Here is a 21,088-nt window from a genome sequence, read left to right on the forward strand (position 1 = left end):
TATTGTAATATACATCCAACAAGACTTTTAGCTTTCAGGTATTTTATGTTTTTTTTATTAGTTATTAATATTTGGATTTCCCATAAAAAAATTATTTCCTAAATAAAAAAGTTTTGTTTTGATAATATTTTACATTGCAAACATAGTGATAATTATTTAAAGGGGGTTCTGTAAATTATTTGGAATTTAACACAGTATCTATGAGTCCACTCTAAAAAGTCTTAAAATGATTTTCAAAACCTGCACTCATTACTTTATAAAATGGACTCATAAATTAATGCTTTTGGGTACTTATCAACAGTTTTGGGGATTATTAAAAAATAAAGATGTGTTTAATTTAATATTTTTGCTCTGTATTTTGATTGTTGTTTTTTATGAAAAAATATATTTTAATATTATTTATTTTAGTAGCGAGTGTTTCGGGCATTAAAGCTCAGAAAAATGATTCAAATCTTGAAGCATACTGGGGATCTGTAACATCATTAAGTTTATCCAAAGAGCAATTATCCAATATTGAGTCATTTAGTATTTCCGATACAATAAATATAAGAGAAATAAAGTGGATTTCAAGATATAAATTTTATGTACAGTCGGCTCAAAAAGGAGCTGTTAAGGTTATCAATGGAAACGGTTCTTTTATTGATCAAAAAATGAAATCATATTTTATTAATCCTGAATCAGGAGATAAAATAATTTTTTCGGAAATATTTGCTTATGTTGAAAATGAAGGAGTAAGGAAAATACCTACTGCAATAGTTCTTGTGGTAAAATAGAACTTTTTCTATTATAATCTTTTTCTTTTAAAAACCGTGTGAAAAAATAAAGTTTCGATTTCTGCCATTTCTTTACTTTCTTCAAAGATGTCAATATCGTTATAGTAATGAGCCGTATTACTTTGCTTTTCAATACCAAATCTAATATTGCTAAATTTATTTTTAAATTTTTCAAAAATATTTATAAAAACATAGGGATTGTTATAAAAGGCTGTTCCTATATGAAGAAGAATGATATCCGGAGAAAACAATTCTATTTCTTTTGAAATACGGTTGTAAATTTTTTCTTTTTTTATTCTTTCTTCAGGAAAATTAAGTGCATAAACATGCTTCATCTTATATGATTTCAGTAAAGGGCTGTTATTCATTATTGTTGAACGATTTTTACTGATGATATCATTCCAAGAATATACTATCATTACCTTTTTTATCATAATTTTGAGCCTTTTTTTAATGATTTTCAAAGGTATGAATTTTTTTTGATATAAAAATATATATTTTAGAAATGCTAGGGCAAAGGTATGAAAATTTAAAGCTATGCTATTGGTAATGTCAGGGAAAAAGTACTTCCTTTGCCGGGTTCACTATCAACTTCAATTTTACCTTTATTTTTTTCGACAAATTCTTTTACAATTACTAGCCCTATGCCTGTACCTTTTTCTTTTGAAATATCAATATTCTCAATATTTGAAATTCCAATTGAAGCTTGATCTTTGTCGAGTTGAAATAGTTTTTCTTGTTCCTCTTTGCTAAGTCCTATTCCTGAATCGGAAATGTAAAGAACAATGTTTTTATCTTTTATTTCTGTAAACAAACTTACTTTTCCGTTTTTAGGAGTAAATTTTAAAGCATTAGAAAGCAGATTTCTAATTACAAAAGTGATAGTGTTTTTATCACAAATAACCTTTGTATTTTTCTTTACTTTTGATGTTAAAGTTATTGATTTATTTTTAGCATCTATTTCATATAATTTCAGGTTTTCTTCAACGATTTCAAATAAGTCTTTTTTTTCAAGATTCAATGTAAGCATACCTGCTTGAGACCTTGCCCATTCAAGTAAATTTCGTAAAAGATGAAATACATTTTTTGAATAATTATTTATTTGGTCAGCAAAATATTTGATTTTTGATTCCGGTAAATCTGAATAATTTGAGCTAAGTAATTCGGATAATCCTATTATTGTATTAAAAGGGCTACGGAGGTCGTGAGCAAGAATTGTAAAAAACTTATCTTTAGTGGCATTCAATGCTTTAAGTTCTTTTTGATGTGCCTCAATTGCTTTATTTTTCTTTTTTATTTCTTTATTTTGTTGAGATAATTTTTCTTGCAACTCATTATTGTCTCGCAATCTGTTTACAAGTACTTTTAAAATTCCTTGATTGATTTCTGGTTTTGTTAATAATAAAGATAGAATTTTGTGATTAATTTTAAATAAATTAGTTTTTTTTGTTGCTGTTACTGATGCTGATCTTTTTTCTGAATCTAAAACAGAATACTCTCCAAAAAATTCTGTGTTTGATAATTTTGTAAAAATATATTCACCGTCATGTACTTTAACTTCGCCATCAATTATAAAAAATAGTCCATCAAAGCTATCTCCTTTTGAAAAGATTTTTTCATTTGCATCAACACTAATTCTTTCCATTTTTTCGGCAATCTCTTTGAGTGTATTTGCATCAACTTCCGAAAAGATACTTATTTTTTTAACAAAGGAAATTCTTGTGTTTATATTCATTATTATAAATATTTTAAAGCACAAAGATATGAATTATTTTTAAAATGCAAAAGGGAAGTTGAGTTTAGAAAGAGGAAACCCTATTATACAAAGTTGTGTTCAAATGTATCATTTAAACTTAAAAGAAAATTAAATTGTTGCTCTGATAGCAAAAGAAATGTTTCTTCCGGGGGCACTTATCCCGGATGAATATGGACGATAATGAACATCCAAGATATTTTCCAATCCAAGATTGAATTGAATTTTCTGATTTAATTGATAAGAGCCTTTCAGGTTTAAGGTTAACCATGCGGGAGTTGAACCATCGGATGCGTATAAATAATCTTTGGATTGCTCTGATGGAGACATGTCTTTAAAGTCTTTTGACCCGTTGTAGTTGGAATAAAAATCAATTCTCAGGCTGTTGGTTTTGTAAGAGATTCTTGTGCTTCCAAAAAATGGAGGAACATGCCTAATCGGGATGTTTTCTGTAATATCTTTACCTTTTGTGTAAGTTAAATGGCTTGTAAAAACAAAATGCTTTGATAATTCGGCTGTGATTGTTATGCTTCCTCCTACAATGAATGCTTCGCCAGCATTTTGTACTGCCTGTACTTTACTCATCTCTCCATCATACATGATAGAATCTTTACCATCAATCCGGAAGTCTCTTCTAACCATTGCGTCTATTAAATAAGTATAAAAAACACTTCCTTCAATTTTTGCAATTTTATTTATTTTTTTGATTACTCCAAAATCAACATTATAAACATTTTCGGGTTTGAGATTTTTGTTTGGAACAATTACATTTCCCGGTTCAGAGTCAAAAACTTTCGCTACATCATCAACGTTTGGTGCTCTAAAACCTGAGGATAAATTATAATTCAATTGCCATTCTTCATTTGGTCTGTAAACAAGTCCTAAGCTTCCGTTAAATGCACTGCTCGGGTTGAGTTCTATCTCGGTAAACGGGAAATTGTAAAAAGAATTGTCGTCTATTTTTCCGTATAATGTCATATAGCTATATCTTACTCCAGATAGAAGAGTGAAATGTTTGCTGATATTTGTTTTTAGATTTGAATAAGCAGAATATGCTTGTGTATAGCTTCCTCCGTCAGGATAGCGACTGGCGGTAGCAACTGATTCCCCGCTATATATATTTTTTTTAACAGCATTTGAATTTACTGTGTTATAAACGGCTTCAAGTCCGTAATAAATTGAACTCTTTTTGTTTATTCTTTTATCAAAATCAAAATTTGCTGTGTAAACATTAACATTTTCAGTCCTGATTCTTAAGTCAGTTTGCTGAAATGTTCTATCGCATCTGCTTTCTTCAATATCTTGAATTGCAATAATCATTTTTACATCATCAAAAATTATATTTTTCTTAGAGTATTTTATATTCAACGAATTCATCATCCATTTTTGCGGACCATAATACCATTCTGCATATTTTAAAGAACCGTCTTTATACTGTGTTAACCTATCGTAGCGAGGAATATCTGAAGATGTTGAATAATGAAATGCATAATTTAAATCCAAGTATTTTGATGGTTTAAACCTAAATTTCTGCATCAAATTCAGTTGATGATATCCTGAATAGACTTGTAAATTCTCATCTTCATTTTTAATGATTGTATCTTTTCCATTGATAAAATCAACATATTCAGTTCTTTTTCCAAATTCAGAATATTTGCTTTTTCTTTTAGAGCCTGTTTTTAAATCATCAAAATTACTGTAAGAAATACTTGTTAAAGTTGAAAACTTTTTTGTTCCGTAATTAAAATCAACATGTATTGTATTTTCGTGATTTGCTGTAGAATATCTTAGTAATGCATTTGTTTTTAAAACATTTTTTCCGTTGGATGCAAGTTTAGCTTTTTTAGTACGAAAATTCATTACTCCACCAAGTGCATCACTTCCATAAATTATTGAACCTGTGCCAAAAATAACTTCGGTATTTTCAATTACATTTGGATCAAGGGTTATTACATTTTGTAAATTACCACTTCGGTAAATTGCATTATTCATTCTAACACCGTCAATAACAAGCAAAACGGAATTTGAAGCAAATCCTCTAATCATAGGACTTCCTCCTCCCATTTGGCTTTTTTGTACAAATACTTCGTTTGATGTATTTAGTAAATCTGCTGTTGTTTGAGGATTTTCAAATTGTATTTTCTTCTCAGAAATTGAAACTATTTTATTGGGAACTTCTTTTTTTAACTGTTTCCATTTTGTAGTTGAAATTACTACTTCGTCAAGTTTTATAGCTGTTTCGTCAAGTTTTATTATATTATTCTGTGCTTTAATGTCTTTAAGAGAAATTTGAATAATTTTAAAAAACGGATGCCTTACAATTATTTCATCGTTTTCTTTAAAATCACTGAGTTTTGCAATTCCGTGCTTATTTGTAATAGCTGTTCTGTTTTTTTCTTGTGTAAAAAGACAAACATTTTCAATGGGTTGTAATGTTGTTTTGTCAATTATTTTCACTTCTTGTCCTTTTGCAAAAAATGCAATAATAATAAGTATAAGTAGTGATAGCCATTGTTTGTTAGTCATTTTCCCTTTTCTATTCTTGCTCATTAAATATATTTGTAAAAATATCAAAGGATTTTAAGTCTTGGAAATTTGAAATATGAATTTGATAATAAACAATCATTTTTTGTAAAAGTTCCATTCTTACAGCCCTTGGTATTTTGTTTTTACCAACAGAGCCAATGGGTGTATCAATCACTATGCCAAACCACTTGCTTTCAGGCATTTTGATTGTTTCATTTTCTTTACTTTTTGTCGGGGAAAACATGCCTTCTGACAGATTGAAAAATACATTTTTTGTACTAAAATTATTAGTGGGAGAAAACCCAAGATATTTTGTTAATTGAACTATAAAAATTAATAAAAAATCAGGGATATTCTCTGCTTTTTCATCAAGCAATTTTATACTTTTTAATAAAAAGTTGAAAAGATATTCGTTGGGTTCTTCTTCTTTTATTGTTTTATAAATCAGCTCGGAAATAATAACAGCAACCGATAGTCTTTTAATATCAAAATGGATATTGTTGTTTAATAATTCACTTTTTACTTCTTTTATTTTATGTAGATTTTTATTTTCATTAAAATAAATATTCATATCCAAGATTTGTAAAGCTTGCAAAAAGGAAGGTTTTATGCTTGCTCGTTTTGAATGTACTCCGGGGATATGAAAAGAAAGCATTCCGTGAGAATCAGTATATATTTTGGCAATCACACTAGTTTCCGAAAATCTTGTTGTTTTTATTACTATTCCTTTTGACTTAACAAGCATTATCTCACTATCAATAGTTTTGTAATATGTGTTTCGCTTCCATTTTCATTTGTTGAATAAATAAGATAAACTCCCGAATGTACTTTTCTGCCGGAGAAATCTTTGCCATTCCATATTGCTTGCCCACCTTCTGCCGTTGTTTCAAATACAAGGTTTCCTGCAATATCTGTGATTTTTACGTTTGCATCTCTTACTAATCCTTTTATTGCTATTAAACCGTTATAATCAGGTTTTACAGGATTTGGGTAAGCATAAACATCTTCATGTGTTTCTCCTCCTTTTGTAGCATAATTTCGCAAAGAAACAATCCCTCCATCTGTTGCAAAAAATACTTCACCTGTATTTTGATTTATTGCAATATCTCGAATATAATTTACTGGCAATGGGCTGTTGTCTGTATTAAAATTGTAAATAATTTCAGTACCGTCTTCACTAACATACCAAACTCCGTTTCTTGTTCCTATCCATTTATTGTTGGCACCATCAACGGCAATTGCCGTAACGCTTTCCGAAGCAAGAAGGTAGCCTGATTCATCACCATTGTCAATCCATATTTGCTGAGCATCAAAATTGTAATTTGTAAAAACGGATGAAGGGTCGTAAAAAACAGCTATTCCTGCATTTGTTCCAACCCAAATTTTACCGTCAATATCTTTAGCAATATCATAAACTGTTGCTGCGGGCAAATTTCCATTACCTTCCGAATTGTCTAACTTTTTATATTTTATTTCTTGACGATTTTCATCAAAAACAATCAATCCTTTTGTGGTAGGAAAAGTAATCCATTTTTGTCCAAAATCATCAATAATAATTTTTCCTACTTTTCGGTTTTGTGAAGTGCCGAGGCTAAATGATTTCCAACGTCCATCGGTATATCGTACGGAAACAGGGTTGATAGCTCCATAATTGCTTACCCATAAATTATTTTCATTATCGTAACATAAGCCTCGGATATTTATAAATGAAGTATCACCAATTTGACTTCCGCCAAGACTACTGTTTGATTTATCATAAATTTTTTGAATATCTCCGTTGTAATATTCTGCCAGTCCCCATCCGTAACTTCCAAGAAATGCATGTTTTGAAATAGGGTCAATAGCAATTTTAAGAATGTCAACTACTTTATTAAAATTATCTGTTGTTTTAAAATTTTTGTTTGTCCATGAATTGTTTTTAAAAATATAGATTCCATTTGCACTGTAAAGTGGATTTCCTGTGTAGGAAAGTCCTCCTGATGCTACCCAAACGGTATTGTCATAAATTTCAATATCCCATGAAAGTTTTGAATAGGGGCAGTTTGGCGTATAAAACCTTAGCTTTTCGCCATCATCTTTTACAAGTGTATAATGCTTTTTTGTGTACCAATAATTTCCTTCCGAATCTATCATTGCGGAAAATACGCTAGGTTCATAATTCGCAGTTAAAATATTATTGTTATCAAAGGTGTAAACATAATTTTCGTAAGTAATTAGTAATCGATTATTTGATACTTCCATTGCTCTGCATACTTGCTGTATTGTGTCAATCAAAAAACTTGATTTTCCGTATTCCTTAATTTTGTTTCCAATATTTAAATAAAGTTTGTTGTTGAAAGTTTCAATTTTTTGACAATTTCCTGTAAAAACACTTTTCCAATATTTGGGGTCCATTAAGTTATCACTATTTAGTGAGGCACTTTGCATTCCTTCCGGTGTTGCTGCATAAATTGAATCACCTAAAATTGTAACATCATTAATTACTCCTGTTTCACCAATGTTTTCATAACTTTCTTTTACTTCATGCTTTTCTAAATCGTAAACTACTATTCCAAAACTGCTACTTATGTATGCATATTTGTTGTAAAAATAAATTGCATTTACGGTTTTTTTACCTGCCACATATTTTCTGTCCAAATCAGCAACATTAATTACTGTATTACCTTTTACAATGTCAATATTTGTGCTGTAGTAGGCAATCATTAGCACATCATTAACTTTATCATATTCCATAGCACTGATGTTTGTTTCGGCAAAGCCATCTTTTTTTGATAAAGTTACTAATGAATTATCCTCTTTGTTGAAATAAAATAAGCCGTTTTCAGTGGCACAGTAAATCCTGTTTCCTACTTCTTCACTTTTTATTCCCTCTGTATAATTTAAATGCGAACGCCATTCGCCAATTTTAATATCTTGAGAAAATACTTGTAAAATGAGAATTATTAAAATGGATATAAAAAATGTTTTTTTCATTATTATCAGTTTATTAAACTAAAAGCAAAATTACATTAAAAATAAATTTCTATTCAATGAGATAGAACGAAAGTATTAGAAAAATAATGTAAATTTCTTTGCTTCGGTGCTTCGGCTTCGCTCAGCACTCGATATTTTATTCTTTTAGAAAAAAAGCAAGCCAAAACTTGAACAAAATCTTAACAACTACTTATTGAAATTAGTTGTATTTTTGTTCTTTTAAATTGATACTTTTCGGTTAATATATACAATAGGACGAAAGTATTAAAAAAATAATGTAAATTTCTTTGCTTCGGCTTCGCTCAGCACTCGATATTTGATTCTTTTAAAAAAAAGAAGTTTTAATAGCGGGGAATGAGCGAAGCCGAATTCCCGGTTTTTTTTCATTCTAATGAAAAAATTATGAATAATTTTGATTCAAAATTTAAGACTGCTTAAATCATGAATTTTAAGATTGAAAAAAATATTCAGCCTTTTTATTATCAGCCAAAAGTTTATAATTGGATATTTGTTGGGTTGTTGATAGTTGTTTCTTTTGTTTATCAATATCACAATATTTTTTTATTACGACCACAATCTCTTCACCAGTGGAGGCAATGCGATTGTCTTTCAATAACCATGAATTTTTTTAAAGAAGGGATGCATTTTTTTAATCCTTCGGTTCATTGTCAGGGTGCAGAAGGAGGAATGTCGGGGCATACTATTAGTGAATTTCCGATAATTTATTTTTTTGTTGCTTTTCTTTGGCAATTATTCGGGCATCATGAATGGATATTCAGACTTGTTGAAATGCTTATTGTCTTTACAGGTTTTTTTGCCCTTTTTAAAATGACTGAAGATATTTTGAAAGATTCTCTGTGGGCAATAGGAGTTGTGTTTTTGCTTTTTAGCTCGCCTATGCTAGTTTTTTATACTAATAATTTTATTGCTAATACGCCTGCATTAGGCTTTGCACTTATTGCTTTATATTTCTTTTGGCAATTTTATAAATTAAAAAAGAAAAAATATTTCTACTTTAGTTTATTGTTTTACTTAGTTGCAGGACTGATAAAAATAACATCACTTATAAGTTTTATTGCTATCCTCTTTGTGTTTGCACTTGAGTTATTTGGGATTTATAAATTTAAAAATGGAAATAGAATATTTGAAAAACCTATTCAATATATTTTACCTTTTTTACTCTTGGTAATTGCAATATTTTCTTGGTTTTATTACGCCCATTCATATAATGCAAGTCATGGTGCGGGTTTTTTCTTAATTGGAGTTTTGCCAATTTGGAATCTTGATAATGAGATAATTATAAATATTTGGAAAAGTGTAAAAAGCTTTTGGGCAGATCAATATTTTAATAATTCCGTACTAATTGTTTCTGCGGTATTTTTACTTGCTTTAATAGTGTTTTTTAAAAAAATTAATAAATTTTTCGCTACTGTTACAATTGTGATTTTTATTGGAGTAATATCTTATTTGATGTTGTTTTACAAGGTGTTAGCATATCACGATTATTATTTAATTAATTTATTAATAATAATTCCATTTATTTTTATTTCTGTCATTTTATATTTAAAAGAAAAGCATAGGCAAATTTTCAATTCCATTTTTCTGAGGATTGCATTTTTTATACTTATTGGCTATAGCATTTCGTATTCGGCAAAAAATATTAAAGAAAGATACTGGGGCTGGATGAATAATTATCATGAAAAACTTTATAAAGACCTTGAAGATATTACTCCTTATTTGAGGTCATTGGGCATTGAACGTACGGATAAAGTAATTTCCTTACCTGACGGTAGTTTTAATATTTCACTTTATTTGATGGATCAAAAAGGTTGGACAGATTTCTGTGGAATATCAAAAAGTGCCGAGCAAATTGAAAATAAAATTGAACTTGGTGCAGAATATCTGATTATTACTAATAAAAAAGTTTATGAAGAAAAATATGTTCAACCTTACATAAAAAATAAAATTGCTAGCTACAAGAGTGTTGATATTTATGAGTTATCTTCAAGTCAAGAATAAAGAAAAAAAGGAATTAAAACACTGAAAGTCGTTTTCTGAAAACAGAATTATCCACCATTTTAACTTCAACAATATAAATCCCGGAATTAATATTTTTAATATTCAAATTAAACTTATTAGATTTTATTTTTTGATAATAATTTAGGGTTTTACCTTCTAAGCTGATTATTTTTATTTCCGAAATTTGCTTTGTTGGATTGGCAACAATAACAGATGAGTTGGCAGGATTGGGGAATATATTAATTGTGTTTTCTATAACGGAGATTTTCTTAATTGCTGTTACATTTATTATGCTCTCAAAAGCAAGAAGATTTCTGCCTGTAACAATAATTTTTACGTTCCCGGAGTCCTTAAAAGTAATGTCAAAATTTGCATTTCCGAGGGAATCAGTTAAGGCAATTTCCTGAATTGTGATACTGTCGTTTGTGATACAAACAACAGCATTATTTATTTTATTTCCATTAAAGTCGCTAACATTAACTGTGAATTGCTGATGAAATTTGATGCTTTCGGGAAAGCTGACGTTTAGATTTTTTGGGACTTTTGTCCACGGCATAATCGTAGGGTCACCAAGTAACAAAAAGTGTTGCATTGTTTCCTCTGTTTCCGAAGCAGTATTTTCGGGAAAGGCTTCATTCATTTTGAGTTTTCCATACACAAGAGCCTCCCCTAAAGTTTGGGTTTTGTTGCTAACGTAAGACATTAAAGTCTTTTTGCCGAGAGTATCTGAAAGGTAAAAAGGTGTGTCTTCTGTAGCTCCAATAAAAGCGATTGCACCTCTTTTGTAGGAAACACTAAGCCATTTTTCGCTAAAAGACATCAGGTTAGTTAGATCGGCATTGGAACAGGCTACACTTACAATCACAGGTAGTTTGTAAAGGTTTCCAACTTCATTTTCAATAGTATAATTTGTAAAATGTCCTTGAGTGTACCAGCTATTTGCATCTCCATGCCCTATGTAAAACATCCAACTTCTGCCATCACTTAAAGCAGTAAAGATATCATGATTTGTAAATTTTCCTTCTGTTGCTCTGAGGTCGTCAACATAAGAAAAATCTTGATTTTTAAAAAATGAAACTAAATGTTTGCCGTGGTTGTCGTCTAAATGTGCATTACTGGCAGCTATTGTGGCTTTGTCATACCAGTCTGTATCATTCATCGGATACCTTTCATATTGAATTACTTTTTGAACATAAGTTTCGCATTCGTCTGTGGTGTTAACTGAAAATCTACCAACAAAAATATCAGGTAGAAAATCATTTCCGATAATAGTTGAATAATCGTGATCGTTTAATGCTGAGCGAACTCCATAAAAAGGAGGGATGTAGTCAACATCACCAACAAGCAATAAATACTCAATATTAGTAAGCCCTGTACTGTCTAATGAATAAGTTTTAATGACTGATTTTATATCTTCTGCATCAGGGTTATTTCCAATTTCTGAGGTTTTTATTATTGTTGTTTTTATACCTTTTCGCATTTTCCATTCAACAAAAGGAAGTATGCTGTTGTAGAATTTATCATGTGTAATGATAAGCATTTCGGGGATATTTATTGAATCACTTCTTTTTTCTGTTTTGAAATCATTCAAAATAAAGTTATTGAAAAATGGATTTTTTTCTTCAATTGCTTTTTCACTTTTTAAAGCAAGATTGCTTTTTAGAATTATTGAAATTTCAAGCTTTTTTATTATTTCAATTGAATTGTTTTTAGGGTAAAATCGTACGGGATTTATTATTAATTCCACAACTTTTGTTTTGCCGAGATATTTTGCTTCACTAACTGAAAATGCTTTTTCAGGGAAACAATTATATCCGTTATAAAAATCCTGATTAAAAGTAAAACTATCTTTTTGCTTTTTGCAATTTCTTTTAGGAGGCTGTTGATAGGGAAGAGGTACAATGTTTTTAATACTTTCTGTTTCAATTGCTACTATTTCAAAATGTACATCTTGATTTTTAGGAATTTCAATAAATTTAGAAAAAACTGGTAATTTTGGGAAACCTGCTTCAGTTGTTGTTCCTGAATTTTTCATTAATAATTGAGAATAATCCCCTTTGTAAGTTTGAATTTTATTATTAATTAATATTGGTGAGGTAAAAATAATTTTATTTGAATTTTCAAAAGAAATAATAGATTGACCATTGCTTGAAGACACATAAAGCAATAAAATAATTGAAATTATTTTTGTTTTAAAATTCATTGTTTTTAATTGGATAAAGGAAAATTTCCGATTTAAAATTGCATTATTTTTCGTTGACAAAATTAACTAAAAATTTTAAAATAAATAGTGCCTCTTAGAAAACTATCTATTTAATTTTGTATTGTTTCTTAATAGACACTACTCAGAAATTCGAAATATAAATATTGTATATTTAATATTTTATGTATTTTTGATGTTTATAAAATATTGTTATTATTGCATATTAGTAACAGCTTGATATTTAAAGAATTAGTGATTTAACAATGAGTGTTAAAACATTTTATTAAAAAGGTTTATTAAAAATATTATTGCTATTAATAATATTTATTTTACTTTAGAGGCGTTAAAAAAAATAAAAAATACATCAATTATGGAAGATAAAAAATTTGAAATCGAAGGAGATATTGAAGAGAATGATGAACTTACCGAAGAGTTTGAAGAAGATGATGAAGAATATGTAAGCCGTGGACGGGGTATTTATATTTTACTCGCAGTGTTTATTCTTCTATTTTTAGCATCATTAAGTTTGTTTGCATATTTCCAATTATATCAAGGAGATGGAAATTGGGATTTTTCTTTTAAAAAGAAAAGCTCAGGCAATGTTGCTGTAAACAAAGGATTGCAGGAAGAGAATATTATGTTATATTCGCAAGTTGACAGCCTTAATAATGTTATTGCAAATATGGAAAATGCTCAAATTGCAACTTCTGAAACTCCTGAGTCTTCTGAAACTGTTGAAGAAACATCATCACCAAAGCCTAAAACAACAGGCTCATCGGAATTGTTCCATCAGGATTTAGCAGGAGAAAAATATGAGGTGCAAATTGGTGCGTTCAGGTCATTTAATTTTTCTAAATACAACAATAATCTTGTAAATATGAATGTAGATGTAAAAAATGGTTTAAATCAACTTGTGATTGGACGTTTTTCTACTTTCAAAGACGCTTGTGTTTTTGCTAAAGATATGAAATCAATTGGAATCCAAAATGCTTTTGTTGTTAAAAAAGTTGATGGAAAAAGAGTGAAATTCAGTAAATATTGCAATTAATCTGGTATTGGGAATTGAATGGATTTGGATAAATAGTGTTTCTAAGTAGTGTCACTAAGTAGTGTCTCTAAGAAAACTCTGCAAAATTAGATTCCTATCTTTTTGCGATATTTTTATCTTTTTCAACTCACTGATGCTAAGGCATCGCCTCGTCTCAAAAAATAAAAATCTCACATGCCTGACGGCAGGCAGGTCAAAAATCTTAGAAATCATAAAATTTGATAGTTTTCTTAGAGGCACTAAGTAATTATTTGCAGTTATTTTTAATAATTTTTTGTTCAAGTTTTGATGTAGAGTATCCTTCAAGGAAAGGTAAAATAATAACCTTGCCTCCATTTCTTTTAATTATATCTGCTCCTACAATATCATTTTCATTGTAATCACCACCTTTAATTAAAATGTCGGGGATTATTTTTGATAAAATTTCATAAGGAGTTTCTTCATTGAAAAGCAAAATTGTATCAACAAATTCTAATGAAGCGAGTAACATCATTCGTGTAAATTCATCTTTAATTGGTCTGCCTTTTCCTTTTAATAACTTTACAGAACTATCGGAATTAACAGCAATAATAAATTTATCGCCCAAATCGGATGCTTTTGTGAGGTAATCTAAATGACCAAGATGAATAAGGTCGAAACAACCATTTGTAAAAACAACTTTTTTGCCGTTACTTTTCCATTGTTTTTTTAACGTAACAATTTCATCAAGGCTTTTTATTTTATTTTTAATTTTTTGAAAGCTGTCCATGTTTTGCATTTCTTTGAATAAAATAGAAAATCATAAAACTGATTCCTCCAACAAGGATAATCATAATCGTTTGTGAAGAATGGGCAATTAAAGCAAATAGTGAAGCGTCTTCATGTCCTATGTTAAAAACTTTAAGAGCTTTTTCTGCGGCAAAGTGATAGGTTCCAATTCCTCCCTGAACAGGCATGATAAATCCAAGGCTACCAATAGTTAGCACAAATAAGCCGGCAGCAGCATCTAAATGTGAAGTTGCTTCTATTGAGAAGAAAACAAGATAAGTCATGAGAAAATAGGTAACCCAAATGTAAACTGTATGGAAAATGAAAGCACCTCTTCTATCCATTTTTTTTATGGTTTTTATTCCTGACCAAAAGCCTGCAATCAATTCACGTATTTTAAGATACAAAGGATGTTGTTTGAAATTTCGTTTAGATTTTTTAATTAGAATTAATGTTGCAATAAAAGCTACAATAATAAATATTGCTAATCCAATGCTTGTGTAGCTAAAGAGATTTTCATATTGCTCTTTGTAATAGTGATAAGAATTATAAAGTATGTCTTTAATTTTGGAAAATTCTATTACAACTGCAATAAAAGTAAGTATTAATAATCCTATAAAATCTACTACTCTTTCGACCAAAACAGTTCCAAGCAATTTGTTGATAGGGAGTTTGTCGGTTCTGTTAAGAATTACACATTTTGTAACTTCACCCATTCGTGGTAATGCAAGATTTGCTAAATATCCAATCATCACTGCAACAAAGCTATTTAATGTTCTAATATTTTTCCCAAGTGGTTTTATAATAATTTTCCAACGCATTGCACGACTTAAATGTCCTGTTAAAGCAATACTTAGAGCAATTATTATCCATGAATAATTTGCAGTTTTTAATCCTTCAAGGATGTCTTCAACGGGTTGTTTGCGGTAAACAAGCCAAAATATTAAAACCCCGAAGGATAAAAATAGCAGGTATTTAAATACTTTCAGAAATAATTTCAATTTATAGTAGATTTATCAGGTTGAGGAATAATTATCTGGGGTTCAAAATCTTTGGCTTTTTCAACTTCAATTGAAGCATAGGAGACAATAATAACTATATCTCCAACCTTTCCTTTAAAAGCCGCAGGTCCATTTAATCCTATAACCCCGCTTCCTTTCATTCCTTTTATTACATAAGTTTCAAACCTTTCTCCGTTTTCGAGGTTTAGTACTTGTACTTTCTCGTTAGGAATAATTCCAACTTTTTCAATTAAATCTTCATCAATTGTAATGCTTCCTATATAATTCAAATCGGCTTCGGTAACTTTTACTCGGTGTATTTTTGATTTTAAAACTTCAATAAACATGGTAATTTATTTTATAATTATATTGTCAATCAATCTTATTTTGCCTATTCTAACTGCGGTGCAAATAACGATATTTTTTGTTTGATTTACAGATTTTACTTGTGTAAATTTTTCAGCATCCATTATTTCAAAATATTCAAACTCAATAAAATCATTTTTTTCTAAATAGTTTTTTGCTAATATTTTTATTTCATCAACGAATTTATAGTTGAGTAATTTTTCTGCCTTTTTTAAGCTTTCGTAAATCTGTGGTGCTATTTTTCTCTCAGCGATTTTTAACAATCTGTTTCTTGAACTCATTGCAAGTCCATCTTTGTCTCTTACAATTGGACAGCTAACAATTTCAATGTTAAAATTCATCTTCTCAACTAATCGTTTTATAACAAGTAATTGCTGAAAATCTTTTTGTCCAAAATAGGCTCTATGTGGAGCTATGCAGTCAAAAAGTGTTTTTACAATAGTAACTACTCCATCAAAATGTCCCGGGCGATGCTTTCCTTCAAGTTTATCATCCAATCCACTAAGGTCAATTTTTACTAAATCAATATTTCCTTTAGGATAAATTTCATTTTTCTTTGGGACAAAAACAATATCACATCCTACTTTTTCCAGCATTTTAATGTCCTCATCTACTGTTCTTGGATATTTATTGAAATCTTTTTTTTCATTAAATTGGGCAGGATTTACAAAAATACTTGCAATTGTAATATCATTTTCACTTTTGCATTTTTCAATTAATGAAATATGTCCTGCATGTAATGCCCCCATTGTAGGAACAAAACCGGTAACTTTCCCATTTTCTTTCAGTAATTTTACTGTTTCCTGAATCTCAATTTTGTTTTTTATAACCTTAATCAAAGCCTATGGTTTTAATAGTGGAATATAATTTTACTTCAAAACTATAATGAATTACATTAATTACATTATTTTTTATTAAATTTGTGCCATTGAAAAATAACCTTGTATAAAACAGGGAGTTACATTAATTTAAAAAATACCAATGGCAAAGAAAAAAATTCTATTAGTTAGCCATGAAATGGCACCATTTACTGATTTATCTGAAATGTCGGAATTTGTTAAAGGTTTAGCAATTCAATTGAAAAAAAACAGTGCGGAAGTAAGGATTTTTCTGCCCAAATTAGGCACAATTAAAGAAAGAAAACATAGATTACATGAGGTTATTAGGTTATCCGGTTTAAATATAATAATAGGTAGAGATAACAATCCAATGATTATAAAAGTTGCTTCTTTGCAATCTGCAAAAGTTCAAGTATATTTCCTTGATAATGATGATTTTTATAAACGCAAATTTTTTATGAAAAATAAAACAGGTAAATACTATGATGATAATGACAAAAGAATCATCTTTTTTAATAAAGGAGTTCTTGAATTATTAGATAAGCTTGGATGGATACCTGATGTAATTCATTGTGAAGGTTGGATGAGTAGTTTAATTCCATATTATGCAAGAACAGTATTTAAAAATGAACCTGCTTTAAAAAACATAAAAATTTTATATTCTATAAAGAATAACAAAACAAATCAACAGTTAGGTGAAGGTTTTGAGAAACTTGCTCATATTGATACTTCAAAGGATAAAAACTTGAAATTTCTGACTAATCCAAAAATATCAGAACTTTATAAAGTTGGCTTGAATTATGCGGATGAGATTTTGGTTAATCCGGAAAATGAAACAAAAGAGATTAATGAATTCATAAAAAAATCAGGCAAAAAAGTATTTGACACCAGTAAACTAAAAGAGAATGAGATTTTTGAAAAATATACAGACTTTATTATTAAATAATCTTAAACACCTTACATCTTTTGCATTAGCATCATTATTTCTTTTTGTCATTTCTTGTGATGACCCTGATTTATATGAACTTACTTCCCCAAAAGGGAATAATTTATTTGATTATAATTATACTGATACAACAACTGTAAAATTAAAAACAATTCGTGAAGATTCTATACGTTCCGATGAATTTACTAAAGACCTTATCGGTGCTTATTCAGATGCAATTATTGGGAAAGTAAAAGCATCTGTTTTTGCTAATTTGAGACTTCCAAATACTGAAGTTAACTGGGGAGATTCTCCTGAATTTGATTCTATTATCATTAATATTAAATATTCAGCTAAGGATGATTATTTTGGAAATATCAATGATGAAGTTACCTTTAATGTGTATGAAGTTACAGATAGTATTTTCCAAGATAGTATATATTATTCTAATACAAATATTAAATATAATTCTCTTAAAATAGGTAGCTTTAATGGAAAGCTAAACCCAACGGATTCAACTTCAATTTCATTTGCTTTATCACAGGATTTTGGAAAAAAGATTTTTAATGCTTCTAAAGATATTCTTTCAGACAATGAACTTTTTTCTGAATTTTTGAATGGAATTGCAATAATACCTGAATATCCTGTAAGCGATGGAGGTTCGATTGTTTATTTTTTATTAAATGATGATTCTTCAAATATTACTGTTTATTACAATGATTCATTAAATTATAAATTTCAGTTCAACAATTATTCAGCAAGGATAAGCAAGTTTGAACATGATTATGCAGGAACAGATATTGAAACTCAACTACAAAACCCACAAAGTTTTTATGATGAAGTATATTTACAACCATTGTCAGGAGTAAAGCTTCAAGTAGATTTGCCATATTTGAAAAATCTAATTGACTCAGGGATGGTAGTAATTCATAAAGCTGAATTGATTTTTAATGTTTCAGCAGGATATTCCTATAATGAAAATCTGTCAAACTCCTTATTATTTCTTGGTGTGGATGATGAAAATAATTATACAACAATTCCCGATAGGTTAGAAGATCATTACGGAGGTTATTTACAAGATGAAAATCATTATTCTTTTGTGATAACAAGGTACGTTCAGCAATTATTAAAATTATATCAGGATGATCCGAATTATTTTCAGGATTATACTTTAAACCTGATTGTTCCATCAGACAATCCGATTTCTGCAAATCCTGTAGTAATCAGACAATTTAACAGTCAGGGAAATCAGGATGTGAAGCTTAAGATTTCTTTTACAAAACTTTAATAAAAGATTTTATTGTTATTTGATTTTTATTTTAGAAATTTGAACTATTATTTTTATTATTTTTAAATATCAAATACAAGTTTTTATCTATCTTTAATTAGGAAATAATTATTATAAATTATGTGTGGAATAGTAGCGTATATTGGAAACAAAGAAGTTTCTCCAATTTTATTGAAAGGACTACAACGCCTTGAATACAGAGGATATGACAGTGCAGGGATTGCAATATTGAACGACAATCTGAATATATATAAAGTTGCTGGAAAAGTTGATGACCTTAGAGAATATATTGAAACAAAAGACACAAAAGGTACAATTGGCATCGGTCATACACGATGGGCAACACATGGTGAGCCTAATCAAATAAATGCTCATCCACATTTCTCAGAGAGTAAGGACCTTGCTTTGATTCATAATGGAATTATTGAAAATTATGATACTATAAAAACAGAGCTTATCAATAGAGGGCATAAATTTGTTGGGGAAACGGATACAGAGGTATTAGTTCATCTTATTGATAACATCAAAAAAAATGAAAATGTTTCACTTGATGAGGCAGTTAGATATGCACTAACGAAAGTTGTAGGTGCTTATGCAATAGTTGTTATCTCAAAATCTGACCCTGATATGTTGGTTGCTGCCAGAAAAGGAAGTCCACTTGTTTTAGGACTTGGAGAAAATGAATTTTTTTTAGCTTCAGATGCTACACCAATTATTGACCATACCAGAAATGTGATTTATATAAAAGAGAATGAAATTGCAATACTTACTCGTACTGGATACACAATAAAAACTCTTGAAAACGAAATACAAACACCTTACATTCAGGAGCTTAATGTGAGCTTGGAAGCTTTGGAAAAAGAAGGATATGAACATTTTATGCTCAAAGAAATTAATGAGCAACCAACTTCTGTTCGTGATAGTTTTAGAGGAAGGCTCAAAGCTAGTGAAGGTATTATAAAATTAGGTGGGATTTCAGATTATTTAAATCAATTAAAAAATATAAAACGTGTTGTTATTACGGCATGTGGTACATCATGGCATGCAGGTTTAATTGGTGAATATCTCATTGAAGAGTTAGTACGTATTCCTGTTGAAGTGGAATATGGCTCGGAATTCAGATATCGTGAACCTGTTTTATTTGAAGATGATTTGCTTTTAGCAATATCTCAATCGGGAGAAACTGCCGATACTCTTGCTGCAATTCAATTAGCAAAACAAAAAATACCTACTGTTTTTGGAATTTGTAATGTTGTAGGTTCATCTATTTCTAGAGAAACAGATGCAGGTGTTTACACTCATGCAGGTCCCGAAATTGGAGTTGCTTCTACCAAAGCTTTTACAACTCAAATTACTGTATTGGCACTAGTTGCTTTGCAATGGGCAAATCAAAGAGGAACAATTACAGCTTCTCGCTACAGGGAATTAATTAATGAAATGGAAACAATTCCTGAGAAAATTAAAGAAATTTTAAAAATTGATAAAGAAATTGAAAAGATAGCCGAAAAATTTAAGAACGTTAAAAATTTCCTTTATCTAGGGCGTGGTTATAATTTCCCTGTTGCTCTTGAAGGTGCACTGAAATTAAAAGAAATTTCATACATTCATGCCGAAGGTTATCCTGCTGCTGAAATGAAACATGGACCTATTGCTCTTATTGATGAGGAAATGCCGGTTGTTGTTATAGCAACAAACAAAAAACACTACGAAAAAATTGTTTCAAATATTCAAGAAGTAAAAGCACGTAAAGGAGTAATAATAGCTATTGTGAGAAAAGGAGATAAGGTAATAAGTAAACTTGCTGATTATATTATTGAAGTTCCTGAAACAGAAGAAATATTTTCATCTATGCTATCTGTAGTCCCGTTGCAATTACTTGCATATCATATTGCTGTAATGCGCGGATGTAATGTTGATCAGCCAAGAAATCTTGCAAAATCAGTTACTGTGGAATAGGAGTAAGCGGTAAAGTTAAAATTTGCACAACATTATTTTTTTTTGCTGATATTTTCACGCAAAGACATTGTTTATTTGGTAATTTGTTTATATTTTCACGCAAAGACACAAAGGAAATAAAAAACGTTATTCAACTGCTGACTGAGGATTGTTTTTGACTGCCGACTTGTTGATTTGAAAGCTTCACCATATCGTCATTGCGAAGGAGGTATCCCGCATTTGCGGGAAAGCAATCTGATGAGTAGAAGTAATTTCACACAAAGGAAAATGTAATTTAAAAATTTTAACTTTATATTTTATAAACTCATCCCTGCCTTCTCTAAAAATAAAGAAGGAGTAAGCGGTAAAGTTAAAATTTTCACTGTTGGTATTAGTTGTTTTTACAGAAATGATTTTTCAAAAATTATTGTTGAAATATGTACGAATGTATCATCTCTCTTTGCTTGCAGAGAGAGACAGGAGAGAGAGTCAAAGGAAGTTGCTATGAAAATAAATGTTCAATTTCAACTTATTATTTTTTAGCGATTCCATAATTTAATTTTTTTGTTTTTTATTATCTCTTTTATGTTTTTCCCGTTTGAGGAGAAAGTTAGAGATAAAAACTCAAATCCTTATACTGAAGGTTTTTATTTGTAGCACTTGCTTGTATAAATTCTAAGTGAGGTAGTCAA

At 29.5% G+C, this 21,088-nt stretch carries 16 protein-coding genes; 6 read left to right on the forward strand and 10 right to left on the reverse strand.

Going from position 1 to position 21,088, the window contains the following annotated elements:
• Nucleotides 1-374: 374 nt before the first annotated feature.
• Complete coding sequence (locus tag U9R42_12155; protein MEA3496770.1) at nucleotides 375-773, forward strand: hypothetical protein; 399 nt, start codon at nucleotides 375-377, stop codon at nucleotides 771-773.
• An 11-nt stretch (nucleotides 774-784) separates the two neighbouring features.
• Here U9R42_12155 and U9R42_12160 read toward each other — a convergent pair whose 3' ends face one another.
• The 5 genes from U9R42_12160 to U9R42_12180 form a co-directional block, all read right to left on the reverse strand.
• On the reverse strand, nucleotides 785-1,207 hold the full coding sequence (locus U9R42_12160; protein ID MEA3496771.1) for a hypothetical protein: 423 nt from the start codon (nucleotides 1,205-1,207) through the stop codon (nucleotides 785-787).
• A 101-nt stretch (nucleotides 1,208-1,308) separates the two neighbouring features.
• On the reverse strand, nucleotides 1,309-2,508 hold the full coding sequence (locus U9R42_12165) for an ATP-binding protein (protein ID MEA3496772.1): 1,200 nt from the start codon (nucleotides 2,506-2,508) through the stop codon (nucleotides 1,309-1,311).
• Nucleotides 2,509-2,637: 129 nt separating this feature from the next.
• A complete protein-coding gene (locus tag U9R42_12170) occupies nucleotides 2,638-5,076 on the reverse strand; it encodes a TonB-dependent receptor (GenBank protein ID MEA3496773.1) in 2,439 nt (812 codons plus the stop codon).
• Entirely contained in the window at nucleotides 5,063-5,797 is a 735-nt protein-coding gene (recO, locus tag U9R42_12175; protein MEA3496774.1) for a DNA repair protein RecO, read from the reverse strand. Before recO ends, U9R42_12170 begins: the two co-directional genes overlap by 14 nt.
• On the reverse strand, nucleotides 5,797-8,025 hold the full coding sequence (locus U9R42_12180; GenBank protein MEA3496775.1) for a two-component regulator propeller domain-containing protein: 2,229 nt from the start codon (nucleotides 8,023-8,025) through the stop codon (nucleotides 5,797-5,799). The genes recO and U9R42_12180 overlap by 1 nt, the downstream gene beginning before the upstream one ends.
• 441 nt (nucleotides 8,026-8,466) lie before the next feature.
• Between U9R42_12180 and U9R42_12185 the strand changes: the two genes are divergently transcribed.
• On the forward strand, nucleotides 8,467-10,044 hold the full coding sequence (locus U9R42_12185; GenBank protein ID MEA3496776.1) for a glycosyltransferase family 39 protein: 1,578 nt from the start codon (nucleotides 8,467-8,469) through the stop codon (nucleotides 10,042-10,044).
• A gap of 13 nt (nucleotides 10,045-10,057) precedes the next feature.
• Here the strand turns inward: U9R42_12185 and U9R42_12190 are convergent, their stop codons facing one another.
• Nucleotides 10,058-12,247 (reverse strand): C25 family cysteine peptidase, encoded by a 2,190-nt coding sequence (locus U9R42_12190; GenBank protein ID MEA3496777.1) that lies wholly within the window; start codon nucleotides 12,245-12,247, stop codon nucleotides 10,058-10,060.
• Nucleotides 12,248-12,617: 370 nt separating this feature from the next.
• Here U9R42_12190 and U9R42_12195 point away from each other — a divergent pair, with 370 nt between their 5' ends.
• Complete coding sequence (locus U9R42_12195) at nucleotides 12,618-13,295, forward strand: SPOR domain-containing protein (protein ID MEA3496778.1); 678 nt, start codon at nucleotides 12,618-12,620, stop codon at nucleotides 13,293-13,295.
• A gap of 247 nt (nucleotides 13,296-13,542) precedes the next feature.
• Here the strand turns inward: U9R42_12195 and rfaE2 are convergent, their stop codons facing one another.
• Genes rfaE2 through panC form a run of 4 tightly spaced genes read right to left on the reverse strand, consistent with a single transcriptional unit; the run spans nucleotide 13,543 to nucleotide 16,248 of the window.
• Nucleotides 13,543-14,043, reverse strand: coding sequence for a D-glycero-beta-D-manno-heptose 1-phosphate adenylyltransferase (gene rfaE2, locus U9R42_12200; protein MEA3496779.1), 501 nt, complete (start codon nucleotides 14,041-14,043; stop codon nucleotides 13,543-13,545).
• Nucleotides 14,021-15,043: a lysylphosphatidylglycerol synthase transmembrane domain-containing protein gene (locus U9R42_12205; protein ID MEA3496780.1), complete on the reverse strand. Its 1,023-nt coding sequence runs from the start codon at nucleotides 15,041-15,043 to the stop codon at nucleotides 14,021-14,023. Before U9R42_12205 ends, rfaE2 begins: the two co-directional genes overlap by 23 nt.
• Nucleotides 15,040-15,390 carry an aspartate 1-decarboxylase gene (panD, locus tag U9R42_12210; protein ID MEA3496781.1) on the reverse strand — a complete coding sequence of 117 codons (351 nt, stop codon included), beginning with the start codon at nucleotides 15,388-15,390 and terminating at the stop codon, nucleotides 15,040-15,042. The genes U9R42_12205 and panD overlap by 4 nt, the downstream gene beginning before the upstream one ends.
• A 6-nt stretch (nucleotides 15,391-15,396) precedes the next feature.
• Complete coding sequence (gene panC / locus U9R42_12215) at nucleotides 15,397-16,248, reverse strand: pantoate--beta-alanine ligase (GenBank protein MEA3496782.1); 852 nt, start codon at nucleotides 16,246-16,248, stop codon at nucleotides 15,397-15,399.
• Nucleotides 16,249-16,390: 142 nt separating this feature from the next.
• Between panC and U9R42_12220 the strand changes: the two genes are divergently transcribed.
• The 3 genes from U9R42_12220 to glmS all read left to right on the forward strand — a co-directional run bounded on the left by U9R42_12220 (nucleotide 16,391) and on the right by glmS (nucleotide 20,417).
• Nucleotides 16,391-17,194, forward strand: coding sequence for a glycogen/starch synthase (locus tag U9R42_12220; protein MEA3496783.1), 804 nt, complete (start codon nucleotides 16,391-16,393; stop codon nucleotides 17,192-17,194).
• Nucleotides 17,154-18,461 carry a DUF4270 family protein gene (locus U9R42_12225; protein ID MEA3496784.1) on the forward strand — a complete coding sequence of 436 codons (1,308 nt, stop codon included), beginning with the start codon at nucleotides 17,154-17,156 and terminating at the stop codon, nucleotides 18,459-18,461. Before U9R42_12220 ends, U9R42_12225 begins: the two co-directional genes overlap by 41 nt.
• A gap of 120 nt (nucleotides 18,462-18,581) precedes the next feature.
• Nucleotides 18,582-20,417, forward strand: a complete 1,836-nt coding sequence (gene glmS / locus U9R42_12230; protein MEA3496785.1) for a glutamine--fructose-6-phosphate transaminase (isomerizing) — start codon at nucleotides 18,582-18,584, stop codon at nucleotides 20,415-20,417.
• Nucleotides 20,418-21,088: the final 671 nt, after the last annotated feature.

Source organism: Bacteroidota bacterium, assembly GCA_034723125.1.
Classification (GTDB): Bacteria; Bacteroidota; Bacteroidia; order CAILMK01; family JAAYUY01; genus JAYEOP01.

What these genes read in the sequence shown, in the direction of transcription:
- glmS (MEA3496785.1), top strand. Translation starts at nt 18,582, where the DNA reads ATGTGTGGAATAGTAGCGTATATTGGAAACAAAGAAGTTTCTCCAATT.
- U9R42_12165 (MEA3496772.1), bottom strand. Translation starts at nt 2,508, where the DNA reads ATGAATATAAACACAAGAATTTCCTTTGTTAAAAAAATAAGTATCTTT.
- recO (MEA3496774.1), bottom strand. Translation starts at nt 5,797, where the DNA reads ATGCTTGTTAAGTCAAAAGGAATAGTAATAAAAACAACAAGATTTTCG.
- U9R42_12180 (MEA3496775.1), bottom strand. Translation starts at nt 8,025, where the DNA reads ATGAAAAAAACATTTTTTATATCCATTTTAATAATTCTCATTTTACAA.
- U9R42_12220 (MEA3496783.1), top strand. Translation starts at nt 16,391, where the DNA reads ATGGCAAAGAAAAAAATTCTATTAGTTAGCCATGAAATGGCACCATTT.
- U9R42_12190 (MEA3496777.1), bottom strand. Translation starts at nt 12,247, where the DNA reads ATGAATTTTAAAACAAAAATAATTTCAATTATTTTATTGCTTTATGTG.
- U9R42_12155 (MEA3496770.1), top strand. Translation starts at nt 375, where the DNA reads ATGAAAAAATATATTTTAATATTATTTATTTTAGTAGCGAGTGTTTCG.
- U9R42_12170 (MEA3496773.1), bottom strand. Translation starts at nt 5,076, where the DNA reads ATGAGCAAGAATAGAAAAGGGAAAATGACTAACAAACAATGGCTATCA.
- panD (MEA3496781.1), bottom strand. Translation starts at nt 15,390, where the DNA reads ATGTTTATTGAAGTTTTAAAATCAAAAATACACCGAGTAAAAGTTACC.
- U9R42_12195 (MEA3496778.1), top strand. Translation starts at nt 12,618, where the DNA reads ATGGAAGATAAAAAATTTGAAATCGAAGGAGATATTGAAGAGAATGAT.
- U9R42_12225 (MEA3496784.1), top strand. Translation starts at nt 17,154, where the DNA reads ATGAGATTTTTGAAAAATATACAGACTTTATTATTAAATAATCTTAAA.
- rfaE2 (MEA3496779.1), bottom strand. Translation starts at nt 14,043, where the DNA reads ATGGACAGCTTTCAAAAAATTAAAAATAAAATAAAAAGCCTTGATGAA.
- U9R42_12185 (MEA3496776.1), top strand. Translation starts at nt 8,467, where the DNA reads ATGAATTTTAAGATTGAAAAAAATATTCAGCCTTTTTATTATCAGCCA.
- U9R42_12160 (MEA3496771.1), bottom strand. Translation starts at nt 1,207, where the DNA reads ATGATAAAAAAGGTAATGATAGTATATTCTTGGAATGATATCATCAGT.